We start from the raw sequence: 21087 nt of genomic DNA on the forward strand, positions 1-21087 counted from the left end.
AAAAGGGCCCGGAGGGGGTCCGGGCCCTTTTGGTGGAACTCTCGGTTAATTTCCATCGCGGCGGGAGAAGCGGTTGAAGATGCGCTCCCCGGCGTTGACGGCACCTTCCGCCACGTCGCGCAGGACACCGATGAACGGGTCCTGCGACTGTGACCAGGACTCGCGGTAGGAGCGGGCGGCAGCCCGGACCTCCTCGGAGATCTTCGCGTTGGAGTCGTCGGCGCGGCGGGGGTAGTCACCGGCGATGATCGTGTCGTACTCGCCGCCACGGCGCCACTTGTCGAGCTCGGCGACGCGGGAGACGGCGAACGGGTGGGTGGTGCCCAGCAGGTTGAGGACCTTGAGCAGGCCGTCGCGGACGTCGCCCGCGGTGTCGTACTCCCGTGCCTGGTCGAGGAAGGCCTCGATGTTCATCTCGTGCAGGCGCGAGCCGCCGGCGAGCTTCATCAGGGCACGCAGCGCCGCATCGGGGTCCTGACCGCAGAGCAGGCCGCCGCGGTCGGCGGAGAGCTCGGACTTGCGCTGCCACTCCTCCAGGCCGGCCACGATCGCGCGCAGGCCGATGTAGCCGAGCGGGATCCAGGCCACGCGCGCGGCCAGACGGGTCAGGATGTCGAGCATGGTGCGGTAGACGGCATGGCCCGACAGGATGTGGGCGGTCTCGTGGCCGATGACGAAGCGCTGCTCCTCCGAATCCATCAGGTCCAGCAGGCCGGTCGTGACGACGATGAACGGGTCGTCGAAGCCGATCGCCTTCGCCTGCACCAGCGGGCTCTGCTGCACGTAGACCTCGGGAATGCGGTGGAGGTCGAGCGTGTAGGCCGCGTCGCGGCCCATGTCGTGCAGCGCTCGGAACTGCGTGTCACCGGTGCGTACGGCCGAGGCGAGGTAGATCAGGCGCAGGCGGCGCTCGCTGACCAGGCCGGACATCTGCTTGAGCACCGTGTCGAATCCGCTGAGCGATCGGAGGGCGACCAGCGCGGACCGGTCAGTGGGATGTTCGTAGGCGCGTGAGCTGATGCCGGGAAGCTGCACGCGGTTGCGATCCGGGGTGGTGGTCATGTCCGGCATGCTACGTCGGGTCTGCCTGCCACGCGCGGGGGGTGATTAAAAGCTCTGTACGGCTTGCGCGTATGGTCCGTTTCATGATGAACGCGCCTACCGGTCGGGGGAAGCGGCGCCTGGGCGTCATGGGCGGGACCTTTGATCCGATCCACCATGGTCACCTGGTCGCGGCCAGCGAGGTCGCCCACCACTTCGATCTCGACGAGGTGGTCTTCGTGCCCACGGGACGGCCCTGGCAGAAAGCCGACAGGACCGTCTCCGCCGCGGAGGACCGCTATCTCATGACGGTCATCGCGACCGCGTCCAACCCTCGCTTCTCGGTGAGTCGCGTCGACATCGACCGCCCAGGGCCGACCTTCACCATCGACACGCTCCGGGAGATCTCCTCTGCCTGGGGGCCCGACGTCGATCTCTACTTCATCACCGGCGCCGATGCCCTGGCCCAGATCCTGAGCTGGCGCGACGTCGACGAGCTGTTCACCATCGCGCACTTCGTGGGCGCCACCAGGCCCGGCCACGTCCTGCACGACCCCGGCCTTCCCGAGGGGAAGGTCAGCCTGGTGGAGATCCCGGCGCTGGCCATCTCGTCGTCGGAGTGCCGCGAGCGGGTGGCCGCCGGGGAGCCCATCTGGTACCTCGTGCCCGACGGCATCGTCCAGTACATCAACAAGCGCGGCCTCTACGGCAGGGCGTCATCTGAAGGGGGGCGTCCTTGGCGGGTGGGGCAGGGCAGGCCGGAAGAGATTCCGTGAATCGCGATGATCTGCAGAAAAGACGCAAGTTAGAACGTGTTTCGCTATGATTCGAGAAGTTTGCGTGGGGCGGGTATCCACAGTTCGGCCGGCTTGATCGTCGAACGCCCCGGGCACCCGCCCGTCCCACCCGAGATCGGCAGGCGCGGTCCCGACCGCGCGGTAAGCCCCCGATCAGACCGCCAATCCGTTTGCGGTACGGAATCGGGCGGCCCACGATAGGCGTTGTTCAAACGGTGGCTCTTCAACGAGCGCCGAATCGGGCACCCTGATAGGTGACAGCGCCGACTAGCAGGAGGACTGACCCACACCGTGACAGCAACCGACAGATCCATCCAGCTCGTCAGGCTCGCCGCCGAGGCGGCGGCGGACAAACTGGCCGACGACATCCTCGCCTATGACGTGAGCGACCAGCTCGTCATCACCGACGCGTTCGTGCTCTGCTCCGCCACCAACGACCGCCAGGTCCGCGCCATCGTCGACGAGATCGAGGATCGGCTGCGGATCGAGGCCGACGCCAAACCCGTCCGCCGCGAAGGCGAGCGCGAGGGCCGCTGGGTCCTGCTGGACTACATCGACATCGTCGTGCACGTCCAGCACGAGGAAGACCGCACCTTCTACGCGCTCGAACGCCTGTGGAAGGACTGCCCCTCCATCGCGCTGCCGGACAGCGTGACCCAGGTCGCAGCCCAGCGCGCCCGCGGGGCGGTAGCTGAGTGAGCCGTCGCGTCGTCTGCCTCAGACATGGTCAGACGCTGTGGAACGTCGAGCACCGCTTCCAGGGCCACAGCGACATCCCGCTTGACGAGACCGGGATCGCGCAGGCGACCCGTGCGGCCTCGCTGCTCGCCGCGCTCCGCCCGAGCATGATCGTCTCCTCCGACCTCCAACGGGCCTTCGACACGGCCTCGGCACTGGCCCGCGTCACCGGCCTGAACGTCATGGTCGACAAGGATCTGCGAGAGCGGGGCGGCGGGCAGTGGGAAGGGCTCACCCGGGAGGAGATCTCCGCGGGTTGGCCCAGGGAGTTCGCGGCCTGGGAGGCGCCGGGCGGCGAGGAGGTCGGCGACGTCGCCGACAGGGTGGCGTCGGCGGTACGCCGCTGGGCCGCGCAGGTCGACTCCGACGGCCTGCTCGTCGTCGCCTCCCACGGGGCGGCGATCCGGCTCGGTATCGCCAAGCTCATGAACCTGCCGCAGGAGCTCTGGCCCGCCCTGGGCGGCCTGGGAAACTGTTCGTGGTCGGTGCTGGAGGAGTCGCGCAAGGGCTGGCGCCTGCTGGAGCACAACGCCGGGACCCTCCCCGAGCCGGTCAGCAGCGACGACAACCCCGAGGTCACCCAGGAGTGACCTCGCCGGTGCGGCTTGCGCCCCGGTGGCGGGCGCGGGCCGTGTGGCCGTCGATTAGGTGAACATGTCGGTGTCCTTATATGCTTCCCAAGCGCCGCGACGAGAGCACTCGAAGCGGTGACCAGGGGCTATGGCGCAGCTGGTAGCGCGCCTCCATGGCATGGAGGAGGTCTGGGGTTCGAATCCCCATAGCTCCACCGCTAAACCGCCTCTGACCTGCACAAAAGTGCAGGTCAGAGGCGGTTTTCGGTTCTGGTCGCGGACCTCGGCGCGTCTTGCCGGGCCGGCCGCGCGCCCTCCGTCTGAACGTGAGGCCGGCCCGGTGAGACGCGAGGGGATCACGGACGCGGGTGGCGTGCGCGATCCCTGCCGCGCTCCTTCATGATCGTGCAGCAGGAATGGCGAAGCAGCATGCTTTAACCGCTTTTAAGGTGTGCTTACGTGTGATCTAACCAATGCCTGACTTCTCCGCTCCCCGGTGGAAGCGGCTTCTCGCCTCCCTCGAGCGAGGCGGGCGATGGCCAAGCCCTGCCTGTTTCCCGCGCCGGAACCGCGAAAGGGAAGAAGAAGCGCCTGTCACGCGAACACGATGACCTTCAGCGGGCTGTTCAACGCGGTGTGTTCCCGCGGGACCAGCGGCCGCGGACCAGGCGCCGGGTGATGCGCGGGGGCCGGTCGTGCCGGTCGGTGCGGAACCAGAGCTGGACCCTGGCGCCGCCGAGGGAGGAGGCGTCGATCCGCAGCGTGCCGCCGGTGGACTCGGCGAGCCGGCGGGCGATGTCCAGGCCCAGCCCGGTGGATCCCGCGCCGCTGCTCCCGCGCCGCAGCGCCGCCTCCGGGTCGGGGATCCCGGGGCCGGCGTCGGCGATCAGCATGCCGACGGTGCCCGATCCCTGGTGCAGGGTCACCGTGAACGCCGTGCCCTCGGGGGTATGCCGGAAGATGTTGCCGAGCAGGGCGTCCAGCACGGCGCTGAGCTCTCCTGCCGCGACCGGGACCTGAGTGGGGGTCGAGGCGCCGATCCACTCCCAGGCGCGTTGCTGATCCTCGGCCAGGGCGGACCAGAAGGTCAGCCGCTCGCGCAGCACCTCGGCGGCGTCACAGTGGACGAACTCCGGGGCCAGGGAGGGTTGCCTGGCCGCCGCGATGATCTGGTCCACCTCCGCTTCCAGGCGGCCTAGCGCGCTCCTGCTCTGTTCGGCCTCGGGCCCCAGATGGTCCAGGCTGAGTCGGAGCGCGGTGAGAGGTGTGCGCAGGCGGTGCGACAGGTCGGCGGCCATCTCCCGCTCGGCGGCCAGGAGCTGGACCACGCGGTCGGCCATGCTGTTGAACGCCTCACCGGCCGCGACCAGCTCGGGTGGGCCCTCCGGTTCGATGCGGACGCTGAGATCTCCGGCGCCCAGCGCGCTCGCCGCCCTGCCCAGGCGTCGGGCCGAACGCACCACCCGGACGCCCAGCCGGTCGCCGACCAGCAGGGCGCCGGCGACGAGCACCGCCGCCACCCCGCTCAGCACGGCCCACGACGCGGCGACGCCCCGGGTGAGGTCATCCGAGGGGATGAAGATCTCAATGACCACGGTCCGCCCACCCTCCAGGGCGACCGGGCGCAGCAGGAGGTAGCCGGTGTCCATCTCCGCGGTGATGGCCCTGGTCAGCCGGGAGGCGGCGGCCACGGTCTGGGCGGGGGCCCTGACGGTGCCGGCCGAGCCGCCGTCGGGCAGGTGGACCGCGATCCGGTCCTGCGCGCCCGTGCTGAGCAGCGCGTGGGTGAGCCGGGTCTCCTCGACGGTGATGGCCAGCACCGGGACCAGAGCCGACGCCTGCCGTTCAGCCTCGGCCATGGCCCGGCCGTGGGCGATCTCCCTGACGATGAGCCCGAGCGGGATCAGGAAGGCCAGGGCGACCATCGAGGTCCCGGCGACGGTGAGCAGGGCCAGGGTCCGTCTCACCGCGGTGTGATCAACATGACCCCCACGCCGCGTACGGTGTGCAGGTAGCGGGGGGAGGACGCGCTCTCGCCGAGTTTGCGCCGCAGCCACGACAGGTGGACGTCGATCGTCTGGTCGTCGCCGTAGGACTGCTGCCACACCTCGGTGAGCAGCTCCTTGCGGGAGACCACCCGGTCGGCGCGGGCGGCGAGGTAGGCGAGGAGGTCGAACTCGCGCCTGGTGAGGGTGAGAGGGGCGCCGTCCAGGTGGGCCTCGCGCCGGTTCAGGTCCACCGACAGCGCGCCGACGCACAGTAGCGGCGGCGGGGTCGCGCTCCGCGCCCGGCGCAACACGGCGTCCAGACGGGCGTTCAGGTGGTCGCCGGAGAACGGCTTCACCAGATAGTCGTCGGCCCCCGCTTGGAGCAGACGGACGATCTCCGCTTCGTTGTCCCTGGCCGTGGCGATGATGACGGGGACGCTGGATACGCTGCGGACCATCTTGAGAGCCTCCGCCCCGTCCAGGTCGGGTAGCCCGAGGTCGAGGACCACCGCGTCCGGGGGGTTCTGGGTGATCTCCCTCAGGGCGTCGAGAGCCCGCCCCGCGCTGCGCACGGCGTGCTGGCGCCTGCTGAGTTCCTGGATGATCGCGGATCGTACGTACTCGTCGTCTTCGACCACCAGAACTATCGCCATGTCATGTAACGGTAGTGAGTCAAGGGACATATGACGTAATAATCCGTGACATGCGGCAAACGCTGGGGTTCATAGCGGTGTGGTGCGGCGCCACCGTCCTGGCGATCTCGGTCGCCTGGTTCGGTGTCCGCGACGTGCTCCGCAGCGAGGTCTTCGAGGACGCGAGCATCGAGCCCCTCAACGCCGCCATCGGCCGTACCGGAGAATCGCGGCTCCCGGCGGGGGCGCCGACGGGGCCGCAGGTCATCGGCGTGCCGACGGCCTCCTCAAAATCCGTCCGTACCCCGGCGCCCCGTCTCATCCCGCCCACGCGGGACACCACCGGCTCACAGCCGGCCCGTTCCCCGTCGAGGGCGGCCGCGCCGGCGCGCACGCGGGACGCCGGTCCCTCCCGGCCGACGCCGTCGCCCGCCATGCCCAAGCCGACGGTCACCAGGACCAGGTCGATCTCGACCGGGAACCTGCGCGTGGTGAACGTCAAGGGCGGTTCGGTCTCGTTCGCCATCGAGAACGGTGTGTGCCGCCTGATCGCCGCGGCCCCCAACGCGGGCTACGAGGCCAAGGTCGCCTCGGCCACCGGGTGGATCCGGGTCGACCTGGTCAAGGGAGAGCACGGCTCGGCGGTCTTCTGCATCGGCGGGGAGAGCCGTACGGACCTGTGGGAATACTAGGACTCGCCGATCTCGCGCAGTCGTGCGGCGGCCTCGGTGATGCGATCCTCGCCGAAGACCGCGATGCCGTGCAGTTCGAGCAGGGCCGAGGTGACTCCGTGGCCGGGGACGCGCCGGCCGGCGAAGGTGCCGTTGTAGACGGTCAGGCTGCCGCAGGAGGGGCTGCCCTCCTTCAGGATCGCCACCTTCACGTCGAAGGACCTGGCGGCGGCGAGCGCCGCCTGGGCACCGGCGAGGAAGGCGGCCGTGACGTCGGTGCCCCCGGAGGTCAGTACCCGGGCCGCCCCGGAGAGCACCGCCGCGCCCCCGGCACCGCCCTCGATCTCCGCGGCGGGGCGCGGGACGGGCAGGCCGCCCTCGACCTCCGGGCAGAACGGGACGAGCCTTCCCTGGCGCCGCCACGCGGCCAGCAGCGCGTCGCCGCTCGTCTTGGCGGACCCGTCGTAACGGACCTTCCGCCCCATCAGGCAGGCACTGACCAGGATCCTTTCCACGGTCTCAGAATAGGCGCCGTGAAGGAGGGGGCGAGGGGGGCGGGCAGTACCCTACTGCTCATGCTTTTCGATCCCCTGCGGTCTCGATGATCGGCCCGCTCGCGACCGGCCTGATCCTGTTCTCCCTGGCGATCGGCCTGGTCAGCCTCCTGACCACCATGCGGAACAGGGCGATGGGCACCGTGCTTCTCGTCGCGCTCGGGGTGCTGGAGGTCGGACTGCTGGTCCAGGCCGGGTTCGTGATCGCCGCGATGCTGCGGGGCGAGGGGCCGGCGAGCTCGGCCACCCTCATCGGCTACCTGGCGGGCAGCGTGGTGATCCCGCCGGCGGCGGCCTTCTGGGGGCTCGGCGAGCGCTCACGCTGGGGTCCCGCGGTGGTCGCGGTGGCGGGCTTCGCGATTCCCGGCATGGTCGGGCGGCTGCTCCAGGTCTGGCAGGGCATGCCGTGAGCGAGCCGGCGATCGGCAGCGGACCCGGCCGCGCGCTGGTGGCTGTCTACGGGGTGTTCGCACTGGCCGCGGGGGCCCGCGCGGCGGTACAGATCGCGACGCGCCTGCAGGAGGCCCCGCTGGCCTACTGGCTGTCGGCGTTCGCCGCCGCCGTCTACATCGTGCTCACCGTCGCGCTGGCCAGGGGGGATCGGATCCTGGCGCTGGTCGCCTGCGGGATCGAGCTGGCCGGGGTGCTCATCGTCGGCACGCTCAGCATGGTCTATCCAGAGGCGTTCCCTCGTGCCACAGTCTGGTCGGGTTACGGGAGCGGATATCTCTTCATCCCGTTTGTGCTGCCAGTCCTGGGGCTTTACTGGCTTCTGCGGCGGCGCTAGTTAGGTCCGGCCCGTACCGGGCAGGTCTGCCTCCCGAACCGACCAAACCACAAGGGAGGCACGGTCATGAGTTCGATTGAACAGTCAGTCGACGTCAACGTACCGATCCGGACCGCGTACAACCAGTGGACCCAGTTCGAGAGCTTTCCCGAGTTCATGGAAGGCGTGGAGTCGATCAAGCAGCTCAGCGACACGCGTACCGCGTGGGTCGTCGAGATCGCGGGGGTCCGCCGGGAGTTCCAGGCGGAGATAACCGAGCAGCACCCCGACGAGCGGGTGGCCTGGAGATCTGTGGAGCGGCCGCACCAGGCCGGTGTGGTGACCTTCCACCACCTCGGTCCGGACACCACCCGGGTCACACTCCAGATGGAGTACGACCCCGAGGGGTTCGTCGAGACCGTCGGCGACTGGCTGCAGATCGTCCGCCTGCGGGTCCGCGGTGACCTGGAGCGTTTCAAGGCCTTCATCGAGTCGCGCGGCGGCGAGACCGGCGCCTGGCGCGGGGATGTGCCGGGACCGCACGAGCACGGCGCCCGTGTCGGCGGCACCGGCACGACAGGTGGCTATGGCTCCGACGAGCCCGCACCTCCGCGCACCGTGGGCCAGGGTTATCCGCCGGAGTCCGCCCTTCCGCCTCCCGGCGGTGAACCGCTGCCTCCGGCCGGCCGCCGGCTCGGCGAGGAGCCGCCGCTCACCCCGGGGCCGCGCATCTGACGCTCGTGGGTCCGGGATGGCCGCCTGATGTCCGTCCGCAGGGGGCGTACATCTGCGGTTCGCCCGGATCGCAGCTCGCCCGGCGCGGCCCGAGGTGTCCGGAGCCCTGACCGTCCGGGTTCTCTGGCATCGGCGCCAGGGACACGCCGGCGCGGGAGAGAGCCGGGTCACGCCCTGTAAAGGGATGCGTGGCCCGGCTTTCATGTTGTCAGCGATTTTCGATCACCTCCGCATCGATGCGCCGGTCAGGAACAAACGGATGTTTCAGTCCTGTTAAAGTTGTGGTCAGCCAATCATCCTACGATTGGATGAAACCACTGAGGAGGACTGAAACCAGCATGAGCGTGCTAACCCATCAGACCAGGGGCCGCACCGGTGGAACGACAGGATCTCTCGCCTGGTTGCTCGTGCTGGGAATCGTTCTCGCGGCGCTGAACCTGCGCACCGCCGTCACGAGCGTCGGGCCGGTTCTCGACCAGATAACCTCCGGCCTCGGCATGACCACCCTCGGAGTCGGGCTGCTCACCACGCTCCCCGTGCTCATCTTCGCCTCGGTCGGAGCGGTGACCCCGGCGCTGGCCAGGAAGGTCGGCGAACACCGCCTCCTGCTTCTCTCCCTCATCGCCCTGGGCGCCGGCCTGCTCATCCGCTCGATGGTGGACTCGGCCGAGGTGTTCCTCTACAGCAGTGCCCTGGCGCTGTCGGGCGGAGCGGTGGGCAACGTGCTCATCCCCAGCCTGATCAAGCGCCACTTCCCCGGCAGGGCCGGGACCATGACCACCGTCTACACCACGGCCCTCGCGGTGGGCACGATGCTCGCGGCCGCCGCGACCGTGCCCATCCAGCAGGCCACCGACGGCAACTGGCACGTTGCCCTCGGAGTGTGGGGGGCGCTCGCCGCCGTTGCCGCCATTCCGTGGCTTGCGCTCGCGCGCAGTGAGCCGGAGCGGCGCGGCGCGAGCGAGGGAACGAGTGCTCGTGCCCTGCTCCGCAGCAGGCTGGCCTGGGCGGTCGCCGCCTACTTCGGCACCCAGAGCATGGTCGCCTACATCATGTTCGGCTTCCTGCCGAAGATCCTCATCGATGGTGGCTACAGCAGCGGGCAGGCGGGTCTGGTGCTGGGCGTCTTCACCGCGATCGGTATCCCGATCTCGCTCCTCGTGCCCTGGGCGGCGTCGAAGTTCTCCGACCAGCGGCCCGTGGTCGCCGTCTTCGTGGTCTTCTACGTCGCCGGTTTCCTCGGTCTCTGGCTCGCGCCCGTCGGCCTGGCGTGGCTCTTCGCGAGCCTGGTCGGCATCGGGATGGGCTCCTTCCCGCTCGCGCTCACCATGCTCGCCATGCGCACCCGCACCCCCGATGCGACAGCCGCGCTGTCGGCCTTCGGGCAGAGCACCGGATATCTCATCGCGGGCGCCGGGCCCCTGGTCATCGGCTTCGCGCACGAGTCGACCGGTGGCTGGACGCTGCCGTTCCTGCTGCTGCTCGGGGTGGTCGCGGTGCAGTTCGTGGCCGGCTGGTACGCCGGGCGGCCGAGTTACCTGGAGGACGAGCGGGCTCTAACGCGCTGACCCTCCCTCGCCGGCGCGGCCTGTGCCCTCTCGGGGGCGGCACAGGCCGCGCCGGCGCGGTCGCGCCTCCTGGACCACGTCTTCGGCGTCGGTCACGCCGCCCGGGATCCGGTGGGCGACCCCGGCCGGCAGGTCGCGGTGTCCTTCGAAACGCTCAACGGCCACAGGGGCGTACACGTCACGGCCCTTCGGTGTGACATAGCCCGGTAAACGGCTGTTTACTGCCGCGCCTTACCATGCGAGAACAGAAGCCGGCAGCGAAGGAGTGTGCAGTGACGGGAACGATCGTCGCCGAACCGGGTACCGCCCAGCAGGGCAGACATCTCTGGCTGACCCTGGTGGCGCTCTCCGCGGCGGGAATGGTCGTCTCCGTCCAGCAGACCGTGGTCATCCCGCTGCTGCCCCGGCTGATGGCCACCTTCGGCGTGTCGGTGGCCGAGGTCACCTGGGTCTTCACCGCCTCGCTGCTCGCCGCCGCGGTGGCCACGCCGCTGCTGTCACGCCTCGGCGACATGTACGGCAAGAAGCGGATGATCCTGTTCACGGTCGGCCTGCTCGTCCTGGGCTCGCTGGTCTGTGCCCTGTCCGGCTCCTTTCCCGTACTGATCGCCGGACGGGCCCTGCAGGGCGCGTCGGCGGCGCTGGTGCCGTTGGCCATCGGCATGATCAAGGACACTTTCCCGTCCGACAGGGTCATGACGGCCATCGGGGTGGTCAGCGCCACCATGGGCGTCGGCGGCAGCCTCGGTATGATCGTCACCGGCCTGATCGCCGACCGCACCCCCAGCCACCACCCGGTCTTCTGGATCACCGCGGGTCTCGGCGTGATCGCGATCGTCCTCATCGTGCTGAGTGCCCCCGGTGGCGGAACCGGTGCCGGAGGCCGCCCCGACCTCATCGGCGCGGCGCTGCTGTCCGCCTGGCTCGTCTGCCTGCTGCTGGCGATCTCCAAGGGCAACGACTGGGGCTGGGGTTCGGGGGCCGTCCTGCGGTTGTTCGCGGGCGCGGGCGGATTCGGTGCCGTCTGGGTCTTCAGCCAGCTGCGGCTCCGGGCGCCGATGGTACGGCTCCACCTGCTCGTCGGCCGCCGTTCCCTCCCGGCCAACCTCGCCTCGCTGCTCCTGGGCTTCGCCATGTTCGGCTCCTTCGCCCTGATCTCCAGTTTCATCCAGACACCCCCGTCCGCTGGGTATGGTTTCGGGGGATCTGTCCTCGACGTCGGTCTCTACGCCCTGCCCAGCACCGTGACCATGCTGCTCTCCTCCTTCATGGCCGGCCGTCTCTCTGCCTGGTTCGGTCCCGCCTACTCCCTCGCTCTCGGCGCGGGCCTGTGCGCGATCGGATTCGGCTGGTTCACCCTCTTCAACGACTCGGTGCTCCAGCTGGTCGGCGCCAACGCGGTGCAGGGGCTGGGTTTCGGCATCGCCTACGCGGCGCTGGGCGCGCTCGCCGTGCAGCACGTGCCCAGGGACCAGAGCGGCATCGCCAGCGGTATCAACTCCCTGGTCCGCTCCATCGGCGGCAGCCTCTCCGGCGCCGCGACCGCCGCGCTCCTCACCTCCATCACCATCGCCGGCACCGCCATCCCGTCCCGGGACGCCTATGTGATCTCCTTCGGGATCATCACCGCGAGCGCCCTGGGGTCGGCGGCCATCGCGCTCGTGTCCGGAATGATGGCGCGAGGGGTGTCAGAAGTCGGTTAAGATTTCATCTGCATCGCAAGGGGCTATGGCGCAGCTGGTAGCGCGCCTCCATGGCATGGAGGAGGTCTGGGGTTCGAATCCCCATAGCTCCACTTCGGTGACCGGGGTTCGCTGTTCGCAGACGGAGATCTGCTTCCGGCGGGCCCCTTCGTCGTTCGCACGGGGGAGTGACCCCCGAGCCCCCCGATGTGGTGACCGGGGTTCGCTGTTCGCAGACGGAGATCTGCTTCCGGCGGGCCCCTTCGTCGTTCGCACGGGGGAGTGACCCCCGAGGCGGTGGCTTTGCCCCCCGCACCCCCGGACGCTTCGCTTCGTTCGGGGCGTGCCGTACGTTGTCCGGTCTCCGTATCGGCCCAGGTGCTCGGCCGTGTGTTCGCGTTCGCCGCGGGCCGGAGAGCCGAACGTGTGCGGAGGGCCGGGTCAGTCGTCGGAGGCGACGACGACGGCAAGGGAGCCCTCGTTCCGGTCGATCAGCACGAGCTCGTGGAAGTCGCCGAGGATCCATCCCAGGTCGTCGTCGCGGTCCGCCTCGTCGAGGTCGCGGAGGCGGTAGAGGGAGGTGGCCGCGCGGATCAGCCGGTAGACCTCGCTCTCCAGGTCGTGGGCGACGGTCTCGGGAAGATCGGTGTACCTGTCGGCCCAGGTGCGGATCGTGGCGGAGGCGGTTTCCGCGTCGACGCCCTCGAAGGAGGCGGTCGAGAGCGCGTCGAGGCGGTAGGGGCCGTGCACCGACCCACCGTCCTTCCAGGAGTCGGGGCCCAGGTAGTCGTCCCGGTACAGCTGGTGCGAGAGCAGCGCGGTGAGCAGCGGTTCGTCGTCCTGTCCGGGGACTATACGGAAGTGCTTCACGTCCACCCAGCGGTAGGTCCTGTCCTTGAAGTTGACCAGGGTGGTCGAGGTGAACGCCAGTTGCTCCATGGTTGTGACGATAGTGACTTCCGGGACCGGTTGATCACCGATTGACCGAACCGGACGAGCAGCCGGGAAACGAGGAAACCAGGTGCGAGCTGGGGGTGCGCGACGTTTGCCGCTCCGGTGCGAGGGCAGCCGTCAGCGTATCCGGCAGGGTGCTACAGGAGGTCAGATGCTGCCCCGGAAGCAGAAGGTCGGCACGGTCGCGGTAATCGCTCACCAGCGGAAGTCATTCGGTGGAGGGCTGGACGAGTTGCGCAGGCTCCTCGCCGACGAGGGAGTCGGCGAGCTGCTCTGGTACGAGGTGCCCAAGAGCAAGAAGGCGCCGAAGAAGGCGCGGAAGGCGCTGAAGGAGGGCGCCGACCTGATCCTGGTGTGGGGCGGTGACGGCATGGTGCAGCGCTGCGTGGACGCGATCGCGGGCTCGGGCGTCACGGTCGGCATCCTCCCCGCGGGAACGGGCAACCTCTTCGCGCAGAACCTGGGCATCCCCGAGGACCTGCCCAAGGCCGTGCACGTCGCGTTCCACGGTGAGAACCGGAAGCTGGACCTGGGGAAGGTCAACGGGGAGCACTTCGCCGTCATGGCCGGGGTCGGTTTCGACGCGGCGATGATGGAGGAGGCCGACCGGGGGCTGAAGGACCGCCTGGGACGTGCGGCGTACGTCTGGACGGGCCTGCGTCACGTGCGCGGGGAGCTCGTGCCGATGGAGGTCAGGATCGACGGGGTGACGTGGTTCGAGGGCGAGGCCAGCTGTCTGCTGCTGGGCAACGTCGGCACCATCACCGGCGGCATCGAGGCGTTCGACGACGCGCGTCCCGACGACGGATGGCTGGAGATCGGCGTGACCACCGCGAACGGGCCGATCCAGTGGGCCCGCGTGCTCGGCCGGATGAGCGCGGGGCGGTCCGAGGATTCGCCGTTCGTCCGGATGACCCGGGCTCGCAAGATCACCGCCAGGTTCGGCTCCCCGATGACCTACGAGCTGGACGGTGGCGCCAAGGGGGCCGTCACCAAGCTCAAGGCCAAGGTCGTGCCCGGTGGCGTCACCATCCGCGTCCCCGAGTCCACCGGTTCCGAACAGCTGTGATCCCCGATCCCCGATCCCGGTCACCGTGGACCAAGGATCGGGGACAGGCGTCAGGTCTCCGCCGATTCTCCCTTTTGGTCAACATTCATAACAAATGCAGATTCGATATGGTTTGTCGACTAAATCGCTTGATGGAAAAGAGCGGCAATGACCAGTAGTCATTGGACGGAGGTCGACGGCCCTGGCCGCCCCGGGCGGGTCCGTTCCGGTGTTCGCTCACATGCCACCCGAACCCGGTTGCGGGCGAGGTCCGAGGGTCCGGCAGGGATCGTGTACGAGCTGTGATCGAACTGAATGTGTCGATCGAGATAGCGTGTCCGGCCGCCGAGATATGGCAGATCATCGCCGACTTCGGCCAGGATCCCCGATGGCGCGCGGGCGTGACCACCATGGCGCCGGACCCGCCGGGCCTCGTCGTCCCGGGCACCACCACGGACGAGTTCATCACTTTCAGGGGCCGTGTCCACTACACCGGCAGCGTGGTCACCTCGGTGACTCCCGGGAGGGAGTTCGCCTGGCGGACGATCTCGGGGATCGACGCCGAGGGCGGCAGGTCGGTCGTGCCGCTGGGCGGCGACCGCTGCCTGGTGACCGTTCGCCTCAGAGTCAGGTTCCGCGGCCTGCGGCGCCTGTATGCCCCCTTTCTCGGACACGCGCTCAACCACAAGCTCCAGCAGGATGTCCGCCGCCTCAGCGATCTGGTCATCGCGCGCGCGTGACCGTCAGCTGCAATTCGGTCACCCAGTTGTCAGGGTCGTCGGGTGGGCAGTCGATGGAGACCTCCCGCGCGAGCCCGACGCCCCGGTAGCCATGCTCGTCGATCCAGTGGGCCAGCGTCTGGAACGTCGGGCCCGTCTGCTCCATCGAGCCACGGTGAATGATCGTGGCGGCCGACTCGATCTCCGGCAGGTCCACGATCGCGAAGTCGTGGTCGTCGCCCGCCTCCGCGGAGACCTCCACACCGGCGTGCACGGTCACCCGGCCGTCGGCCTCCGGCTCGTAGCGGGCGATGCCGTAACCGGTGATCCTCACTCCGGCGGTCTCGACCCTGCGGCACAGGTCGTCGAAGAGCGGCTGGATGACGGGGCCGATGTCCTCGGCGTCGTAGCTCGCCGCGACGGCGGTGAGCTCCGCCACGCGGGTCGCGGGGATCGGCTTGAGCAGAACCTCTTCGGGGTGCATGTGACCTTCCTTGGCGATTGTCGTGAGCCTTACCTCAACCCGGATCAGCCGTGCCGCGTCCGCCGCGATCCGCTCCTCCAGTTCCGCGCGGCGCAACCGCAGCATCCCGTGAAGCTCCGCGGCGTCGACCCGCTCGTCCAGGATCGAACCGACCTGGTGCAGGGTGAAGCCGAGATCCTTCAGGGCGACGACGCGGTTGAGCCGCGACAGCTGGCCGGCCCGGTAGAAGCGGTGACCGGCCGGGTCGACATGGGCGGGCTGAAGTAGGCCGATCGCGTCGTAGTGGCGCAACATGCGCACCGACACGCGGCCGAGCTGGGCGAACTCTCCTATGCTGAACATGGTGCCTTCAGGTATAGGGGCTGACACCGTGTCAGCCGCAACCCCGGATCCCCCCCGCGGATAACCGGTTGTCCGGCTCTTCCCACCTGGGAAACATGGCGGTCATGTCACTGCGTTTTCACGAGATCGCCGAGGGCGGTCACCGCATCCTCAACCCGTTCACGAACGACAAGCTGGCGCTGCTCGGCGAGGTCGCCAGGCTCCGGCGGGGAACCCGCCTGCTCGACCTGTGCTGCGGCAAGGCGGAGATGCTCTGCCAGTGGTCTCTCGCCCACGGAATCGAAGGGGTCGGGGTGGACATCAGCGACGTCTTCCTCGACGCGGCGCGTGCCAGGGCCGGGGAGCTCGGGGTGGCCGATCGCGTACGCCTGGTGAAGGGCGACGCCGGAGCCTACCCGGCGGAGCCGGGGACGTTCGACGTCGTGTCCTGCCTGGGGGCGACCTGGATCGGCAACGGGCTGGAGGGGACGGTCAAGCTGATGCTTCCCCCGCTGAAGGAGGACGGGATCCTGCTCGTAGGTGAGCCGTACTGGAACTCCGAGCCGCCCGCGGCGGCATACGAGTCGTTCGGGTTCGGGCCGGACGACTTCACCTCGCTGGCGGGGACCTTCGACAGGTTCGAGGCGGCGGGGGTCGAGGTGCTGGAGATGGTCCTCGCCGACCAGGACAGCTGGGACCGTTACGTGGCGAGCCAGTGGTGGACGCTGAGCGACTGGCTGCGTGACAACCCCGACGATCCCGACGTCGAGGGGGTGCGCGGCTTCCTGGAGCGCTGTCGCCGCTCGCATGTCGAGTACGGCAGGCGACACCTGGGCTGGGGTGTCTTCGTGCTGCGCCGTCGTTGACGGCTACTGACGGGTAGGAATAGGTTCCCAGAGACCGGCTGGTCGGTTCGAGGGAGCTTGCATGCGGGTGCGGGACAAGGTCGTGGTGGTGACCGGGGCCGCGAGCGGGATCGGCCGGGCGATGGTCCGCAGGTTCGCCGCGGAGGGTGCGGCCGGCGTGGTCGTGGCCGACATCGACGCGGCGGGCGCGACCGCGGTGGCCAGGGAGATCGGTGACCGGGCGGTCGCGGTACGGGCCGATGTGTCGGTCGAGGAGGACGTACGCGGCCTGGTCACCACCGCCGAGAGTGCCTTCGGCCCGGTCGGCCTGTTCTGTTCCAACGCCGGCGTCACCACCGGCCGCGGGCTCGACGCCACGAGCCCGGACTGGACCCGGACGATCGCGGTGAACGTCCTCGCCCACGTCTACGCGGCGCGCGCGGTCGTGCCCGGGATGGTCGAGCGCGGTGAGGGCTACCTGCTCAACACCTGTTCGGCGGCCGGGCTGGTGAGCTGCCCCGGAGACGCCCCCTACGCCGTGACCAAGTCGGCGGCGATCTCCTTCGCCGAGTGGGTGTCCATCCACTACGCGACCAGGGGTGTCAGGGTCAGCGTGCTCTGCCCGCAGAGCGTGCGCACCGCCATGTTCGAGCGTGGCGTCGCCGCGGACCATCTCAGCGCGAGGGCGGCGGGCGCGTCGGGATCCGTCCTCGACCCCGAGGCCGTGGCCGACGTGGTGGTCGAGGGCCTCGCCGCCGAGCGGTTCCATATCTTCCCGCATCCCGAGGTGGCCGGTTTCGTCCGGCGCAAGGCAGAAGACCCCGACCGCTGGCTGACCGGAATGGCGTATTTCGTCGACTCGTTGCGGGCGTGATCGTCCGGGCCGGCTCAGCTCCTGGCGGCCGGATCGCCGACCTGGCCGATGAACAGCGGGGTCAGCGTCGGCCGATGGACGATCGCGAAGGCGAACGGGTGGTCGGCACGGACCTCTGCCTCGGGCGGGGCAGGGGCCGACACGGTGAAGGCGAGGCCGGTGACGGCGGCGGCCTCGGTGCCCCACTCGTTCACCGTGATGTCGGCGCGGTGGACGGCCTGCTCAAGAGAGGCGCCGTCGGTGATGCCCGAATAGTCGGTCCCCCGCAGTCCCAGCCTCCCGAGCGGCTCCGCCAGGTCCAGGCTCGTGGAGAAGTCCCAGCGTGGCATGGCGAGCCGCACCGGCCGTTCCCTGAGCTCGGCGGCCACCCGTGCCATCACGGCGGGGGAGAGCAGATCGCCGGGAGAACCGCCCGCTCGCGGTACGAGAACCCACATGGCCAGGTCACCGCCGGCGTACCGCAACTCCACGGCCTGCCAGCCGGGCCCCGCCGCGTACGGGAGGCCGCCGTCGCGGCGCATCAGGGCCGTACGTACGGTCGTGCCGTCCGCGCGGGTGAAGGAGACGCCTTCCTCGGCCGGTTCGGTGAACGGCGTCGTCCACTCGGCCCTGAGGTAGCCGGCGTTGGCGATGACCAGCCTGGTCTGTGGGCTCAGCTTGTCGAACACCTTCCTGATCCGCCCGGCTGTTCGCTCCTCGGCCCAGGCGTCGATGACCTTGGCGCCATCCCCGGTGAAGTCCACCTGGTGCACACCCACGCCGTACTGTGCCGCGAGCGTGCGCAGGAACTCCGCCCTGACGCTCAACCCTTCCTGGGTGAACAGCGCATTGGCCATGCTCACGATCGCAGGGGCGGGGGCGTCCCGGGCATCCCGCTCCGCGCCCGGGGCGGGAGGGGGCGGCGGGTCCTCGGTCGTGATGATCTGCCTGGCGAGCGCGTTGAGCGAGGCATGCGGTCCCGCGGAGGGGAAGCCGAAGACCGTGTCGAGCTCGGTGGCGGTGTCCGCGGCGGCCCCCGCCCTCGCCATGCCGAAGGCGTAACCGATGCTCAAGGGTGACAGGACGGCGTTGCCCCCCGGGCTCGTGGTCGCGGTGAACAGGGCATGTCCGAAGGACGTCAGACCATGCACGGTCTCCGCGACCGGAGGGTTGTCCGGGACCTCCCGCCGCACCCCCTCAGCAGTGATCACGTTGGGCTCGGCGATGGCGCACGATGACAGGACGGCGACGGCCAGCAGGGCGGGAAACAGTCGGCGCATGCTTCTAGAACGCATGCCGCCGCACGGCGGTTCACCTTCGGCGTGGCGGGTGACGTCAGGTGAGTGCGGCGAAGGCGCCCGCCCCGATGAGGGCGACGGCCCAGGCGAGGTCGAGGTTGAACCACGCCTTGCGGAGCACCGCCACCCCCAGCCGTTCGTAGACGACCAGGGCCAGGACAGTGGTCGTCACCAGCATGGCCAGCGTGTGCGCCCCGGTCGCCAGCAGGCTCTGCGAGGCCAGCGCGGTGGCGTCATGGCCGCCATGGCCGCCATGTCCCTCATGCCCGCCGCGCAGGGTGACCGGGAGCACCATCAGGCCTGCTCCGTGAGCGGTGGCCATCAGGAACGACCATCCGGCCAGCTGCCACCTCGTCACCCTCATGCCGACCCAACGGGGGTGGCGCCGTCTGAGCAGCCGCCAGAGGCCGAAGGCGCACACCACGGCCGCCACACCGTACGAGACCGCTTTCGGCGGGGCGGCGAGCCGTGCCGCGTACACCAGCCCGAGGGTGATCAGCACCGAGCCCGCGTGGCCGAACACGATGGGCGGCAGCGCTCGTAGGACTCCGTCGCGCGAGCGCTCCTGCAGGCCGAGCGCGACCGCGAAGAGCCAGCCCATGGCGGGGTTCAGGCCGTGGAAGGCGCCGAGCCCGGCCAGGACGAGCAGGGACGTCAGATCCATCGGGCGAGCCTTCAGGGGAAGCAGTAGGAGTCGGAGGAGGAGTCGCCGCCCTGCAGGCGGATCTGGTGCGCACGGCGGCCGTCGGCGGCGAAGTCGACGAAGAAACCGGGGTCGAGTGCGATCGAACCGTCGGTGGCGATGTCCACCTTCGCCATCCAGCTGGAGATGCCGTCGGGGTAGAAGACGTCGTCCCAGGACCGGTAGAGCGAGTTGGTGAAGTAGACCCGCCGCCCGTCCCTGCTGGCCTCGACCATCTGCGGCCCCCCGTTCAGCGCCCGGTCAGGGGCGGCAGGGTGGGCGTCGCGCCGGACGATCCCGCCGATTCGGACAGAGCCGGTCTCGCGCGGCGCGAACGGGTCGGAGACGTCGTACGCCTTGAGCTCGCCGGTGCCCCAGGCCGAGACGAGCAGGATCCGGTCGTCGAGGGTCAGAGAGATGTCACTGACCAGCGGCGGTACCGCGCCGAACTGCTTGAGTGGTTCGGGCAGCAGGTCGGGGTCGGCGGGCTCGGCTGGAATTGTGATCGTCTTGCGGGCCTTCCAGAGACCGTCCTCCAGGTACCAGGTGAAGATGTTGGCCGACAGGTCCTCGACGTTGATCACCGTGTTGACGAAGCCGTGGGTCTTGGTCGGGTCGTGGGCAGGCCGGAGCTCCAGGGCCATCTGATGCTGGTCACCCAGGTCGATCTCCTGGAGATGCCTGCGCCTGGCCAGGTCCCAGACGTGCAGCCGGTGACCGTACCGTCGGCCGACCAACAGCTCCAACGAAGGGCCCGGCTCGATCTGGTTGGGCGTCCCCCACTCGCTGGTGATCATCGTGTCATGCCCGAGATGCCACCAGAAGTCGTAGTGCAGCCGCTGTGGCCCCCGGTCGGACTCCCAGCGGCCTTTTGGCTCGAAGGTGTCGTGGTCGAGAGTGAACACCCCGCCGGGCGCGTCGCCGTTCACGTTGCCGAGTGCGCTGACATAGATGGCGTCCGTGCCGCAGTGGACGGTGTGCGGGCGGCTGTAGCCGGTCTTCTTGAAGACCGTCTCCGGCTCGATCGTCTTGACGAGCTTGGGATGCCGGGGATCGTCCTTGACGTCGAAGATGTAGATCCGGCTGGACCTCAGGCCGGGGAGGACCAGATAGCGCCTTTCCACGTGCGGGTGCGGCGCGTACGGGCACAGGGCCGCGCTGCACACGTTCCAGCCGAAGTGATGGAGCTCGTCGCCGGGGACGGACATGTCGTGCACATCGATGATCGTTCCGTCCGAGAGGTCGATCGTGGCGAGCCCATCGGGCCGGCCGTCGCCGGCCGGGTCGAGGAGGGCGACGTAGGCGAGCTCCTCCGGAGGGGCCAGCATGGCCTCGCGGGCGGACGGGTAGAAGGTGGGGTCAGGCTGGATGAGCGGCACAGTGAACTCCTGGACTCGTAGCCGGAACCAATATCCAACTAATCTTGTAGGAAAACTTCCCGCTGTCCAGGGGGCATATCGCGTAATCGGAGTGGAAGGCTGCGACGCCCGGCGGTGTCGATTCGCTGTCCTACGGAAGTGGAGACGCCCCGCGGGCGTGAGGACTTCCGGTAGGGGGCGGACAGACGGAGAGGTACGGGGCGTCATCGCCCCGTACCTCTCCGTCTGTCGGTTCTATCTGTCAGTCGACGGCCACCTGTCCTACGCAACCGTTCCCGAAGGCCACTTTCTTGCTCCTAGAGACCTTCGGAGCGAACCACTGGGCTGGGAGGTGTCAGTCGACCTGTGTCACGAGCCCCCTGGAGAACCTCAGCAGATTTTCGTAGGAGTGCAGACATGCATGGGAGTCCAGATGACCGGGACAGTGATGATCGGCGTCCTGACAACCGGCGGCCTGCTCGTCGAGGTACTCAAAGTTCCCGATCCGGGAGGTCCGGGCGGTCCTTGCGGGCCTTCCGGCCCTTGCGGTCCTGCGGGTCCTTCGGGACCTTGCGGTCCTGCGGGTCCGGGTGCGCCGTCGGCGCCTGCGGGTCCTTCAGGTCCTGCGGGTCCTTCGGGACCTTGCGGTCCTTCGGGTCCGGGTGCGCCGTCAGCACCTACCGGTCCGGGTGCGCCGTCGGCGCCTGCGGGTCCTGCGGGTCCTTCAGGTCCTTGCGGTCCTGCGGGTCCTTCGGGTCCGGGTGCGCCGTCGGCGCCTGCG

The 21087-nt window shown here is 69.4% G+C and carries 23 protein-coding genes and 2 tRNA genes; 15 read left to right on the forward strand and 10 right to left on the reverse strand.

Features of this window, described 5'->3' with window-relative positions; genetic code table 11:
• Positions 1-45: 45 nt before the first annotated feature.
• Positions 46-1071, reverse strand: a complete 1026-nt coding sequence (locus tag AB0K21_RS40760; protein WP_343977137.1) for a M48 family metallopeptidase — start codon at positions 1069-1071, stop codon at positions 46-48.
• Between the two features lie 74 nt (positions 1072-1145).
• Here AB0K21_RS40760 and nadD point away from each other — a divergent pair, with 74 nt between their 5' ends.
• The 4 genes from nadD to AB0K21_RS40780 all read left to right on the forward strand — a co-directional run bounded on the left by nadD (position 1146) and on the right by AB0K21_RS40780 (position 3363).
• The gene (gene nadD / locus AB0K21_RS40765; protein WP_343977134.1) at positions 1146-1817 is read left to right on the forward strand and encodes a nicotinate-nucleotide adenylyltransferase; all 672 of its coding nucleotides are present in this window, start codon (positions 1146-1148) and stop codon (positions 1815-1817) included.
• Positions 1818-2129: 312 nt separating this feature from the next.
• Positions 2130-2537, forward strand: coding sequence for a ribosome silencing factor (gene rsfS / locus AB0K21_RS40770; RefSeq protein WP_030924760.1), 408 nt, complete (start codon positions 2130-2132; stop codon positions 2535-2537).
• A complete protein-coding gene (locus tag AB0K21_RS40775) occupies positions 2534-3166 on the forward strand; it encodes a histidine phosphatase family protein (RefSeq protein WP_343977129.1) in 633 nt (210 codons plus the stop codon). The genes rsfS and AB0K21_RS40775 overlap by 4 nt, the downstream gene beginning before the upstream one ends.
• Before the next feature lie 124 nt (positions 3167-3290).
• Positions 3291-3363, forward strand: a tRNA-Ala gene (locus AB0K21_RS40780).
• A gap of 411 nt (positions 3364-3774) precedes the next feature.
• Here the strand turns inward: AB0K21_RS40780 and AB0K21_RS40785 are convergent.
• Positions 3775-5115 (reverse strand): ATP-binding protein, encoded by a 1341-nt coding sequence (locus tag AB0K21_RS40785; protein ID WP_364157878.1) that lies wholly within the window; start codon positions 5113-5115, stop codon positions 3775-3777.
• Positions 5112-5789: a response regulator transcription factor gene (locus AB0K21_RS40790; protein WP_364157881.1), complete on the reverse strand. Its 678-nt coding sequence runs from the start codon at positions 5787-5789 to the stop codon at positions 5112-5114. Before AB0K21_RS40790 ends, AB0K21_RS40785 begins: the two co-directional genes overlap by 4 nt.
• A gap of 50 nt (positions 5790-5839) precedes the next feature.
• On the opposite strand from AB0K21_RS40790, the gene AB0K21_RS40795 reads away from it, so the two are divergent.
• Complete coding sequence (locus AB0K21_RS40795; protein ID WP_364157884.1) at positions 5840-6460, forward strand: hypothetical protein; 621 nt, start codon at positions 5840-5842, stop codon at positions 6458-6460.
• On the opposite strand, the gene AB0K21_RS40800 is transcribed toward AB0K21_RS40795, so the two are convergent.
• Positions 6457-6954: a DUF523 domain-containing protein gene (locus AB0K21_RS40800; protein WP_364157887.1), complete on the reverse strand. Its 498-nt coding sequence runs from the start codon at positions 6952-6954 to the stop codon at positions 6457-6459. The two genes, AB0K21_RS40795 and AB0K21_RS40800, sit on opposite strands and share 4 nt — an antisense overlap.
• 86 nt (positions 6955-7040) lie before the next feature.
• Between AB0K21_RS40800 and AB0K21_RS40805 the strand changes: the two genes are divergently transcribed.
• The 6 genes from AB0K21_RS40805 (at position 7041) to AB0K21_RS40830 (ending at position 11857) form a co-directional block, all read left to right on the forward strand.
• Positions 7041-7403, forward strand: coding sequence for a hypothetical protein (locus AB0K21_RS40805; RefSeq protein WP_364157890.1), 363 nt, complete (start codon positions 7041-7043; stop codon positions 7401-7403).
• Positions 7400-7780 (forward strand): hypothetical protein, encoded by a 381-nt coding sequence (locus AB0K21_RS40810; RefSeq protein ID WP_364157893.1) that lies wholly within the window; start codon positions 7400-7402, stop codon positions 7778-7780. Before AB0K21_RS40805 ends, AB0K21_RS40810 begins: the two co-directional genes overlap by 4 nt.
• 66 nt (positions 7781-7846) lie before the next feature.
• The gene (locus tag AB0K21_RS40815) at positions 7847-8494 is read left to right on the forward strand and encodes an SRPBCC family protein (protein ID WP_343977108.1); all 648 of its coding nucleotides are present in this window, start codon (positions 7847-7849) and stop codon (positions 8492-8494) included.
• Between the two features lie 338 nt (positions 8495-8832).
• A complete protein-coding gene (locus AB0K21_RS40820; RefSeq protein WP_343977105.1) occupies positions 8833-10062 on the forward strand; it encodes an MFS transporter in 1230 nt (409 codons plus the stop codon).
• Positions 10063-10334: 272 nt separating this feature from the next.
• Positions 10335-11765, forward strand: coding sequence for an MFS transporter (locus tag AB0K21_RS40825; RefSeq protein WP_343977102.1), 1431 nt, complete (start codon positions 10335-10337; stop codon positions 11763-11765).
• A gap of 19 nt (positions 11766-11784) precedes the next feature.
• Positions 11785-11857, forward strand: a tRNA-Ala gene (locus AB0K21_RS40830).
• Between the two features lie 328 nt (positions 11858-12185).
• Here AB0K21_RS40830 and AB0K21_RS40835 read toward each other — a convergent pair.
• Positions 12186-12683, reverse strand: a complete 498-nt coding sequence (locus tag AB0K21_RS40835; protein WP_343977099.1) for a hypothetical protein — start codon at positions 12681-12683, stop codon at positions 12186-12188.
• Positions 12684-12849: 166 nt separating this feature from the next.
• Between AB0K21_RS40835 and AB0K21_RS40840 the strand changes: the two genes are divergently transcribed.
• Positions 12850-13767, forward strand: coding sequence for a YegS/Rv2252/BmrU family lipid kinase (locus tag AB0K21_RS40840; RefSeq protein WP_343977096.1), 918 nt, complete (start codon positions 12850-12852; stop codon positions 13765-13767).
• Between the two features lie 281 nt (positions 13768-14048).
• Positions 14049-14486, forward strand: coding sequence for an SRPBCC family protein (locus AB0K21_RS40845; protein ID WP_364157900.1), 438 nt, complete (start codon positions 14049-14051; stop codon positions 14484-14486).
• Here AB0K21_RS40845 and AB0K21_RS40850 read toward each other — a convergent pair.
• Positions 14470-15291 carry a MerR family transcriptional regulator gene (locus AB0K21_RS40850; RefSeq protein ID WP_364157903.1) on the reverse strand — a complete coding sequence of 274 codons (822 nt, stop codon included), beginning with the start codon at positions 15289-15291 and terminating at the stop codon, positions 14470-14472. The genes AB0K21_RS40845 and AB0K21_RS40850 overlap by 17 nt on opposite strands.
• A 104-nt stretch (positions 15292-15395) precedes the next feature.
• On the opposite strand from AB0K21_RS40850, the gene AB0K21_RS40855 reads away from it, so the two are divergent.
• Both AB0K21_RS40855 and AB0K21_RS40860 read left to right on the forward strand, forming a co-directional pair.
• The gene (locus AB0K21_RS40855) at positions 15396-16136 is read left to right on the forward strand and encodes a class I SAM-dependent methyltransferase (RefSeq protein WP_343977087.1); all 741 of its coding nucleotides are present in this window, start codon (positions 15396-15398) and stop codon (positions 16134-16136) included.
• A gap of 61 nt (positions 16137-16197) precedes the next feature.
• Positions 16198-16989: an SDR family oxidoreductase gene (locus AB0K21_RS40860; RefSeq protein WP_343977084.1), complete on the forward strand. Its 792-nt coding sequence runs from the start codon at positions 16198-16200 to the stop codon at positions 16987-16989.
• A 14-nt stretch (positions 16990-17003) separates the two neighbouring features.
• Here the strand turns inward: AB0K21_RS40860 and AB0K21_RS40865 are convergent, their stop codons facing one another.
• From AB0K21_RS40865 to AB0K21_RS40880, 4 genes are all read right to left on the reverse strand, one after another.
• Positions 17004-18248, reverse strand: coding sequence for a serpin family protein (locus tag AB0K21_RS40865; RefSeq protein ID WP_364157907.1), 1245 nt, complete (start codon positions 18246-18248; stop codon positions 17004-17006).
• A 55-nt stretch (positions 18249-18303) separates the two neighbouring features.
• Entirely contained in the window at positions 18304-18930 is a 627-nt protein-coding gene (locus AB0K21_RS40870; protein WP_364157910.1) for a hypothetical protein, read from the reverse strand.
• An 11-nt stretch (positions 18931-18941) separates the two neighbouring features.
• Entirely contained in the window at positions 18942-20327 is a 1386-nt protein-coding gene (locus AB0K21_RS40875; protein WP_364157913.1) for a selenium-binding protein SBP56-related protein, read from the reverse strand.
• Positions 20328-20797: 470 nt separating this feature from the next.
• Positions 20798-20983 carry a hypothetical protein gene (locus AB0K21_RS40880; RefSeq protein WP_364157916.1) on the reverse strand — a complete coding sequence of 62 codons (186 nt, stop codon included), beginning with the start codon at positions 20981-20983 and terminating at the stop codon, positions 20798-20800.
• Between the last annotated feature and the right edge of the window lie 104 nt (positions 20984-21087).

The sequence above is a fragment of the Streptosporangium sp. NPDC049248 genome, from assembly GCF_040678965.1.
GTDB classification, from domain to species: domain Bacteria; phylum Actinomycetota; class Actinomycetes; order Streptosporangiales; family Streptosporangiaceae; genus Streptosporangium; species Streptosporangium fukuiense.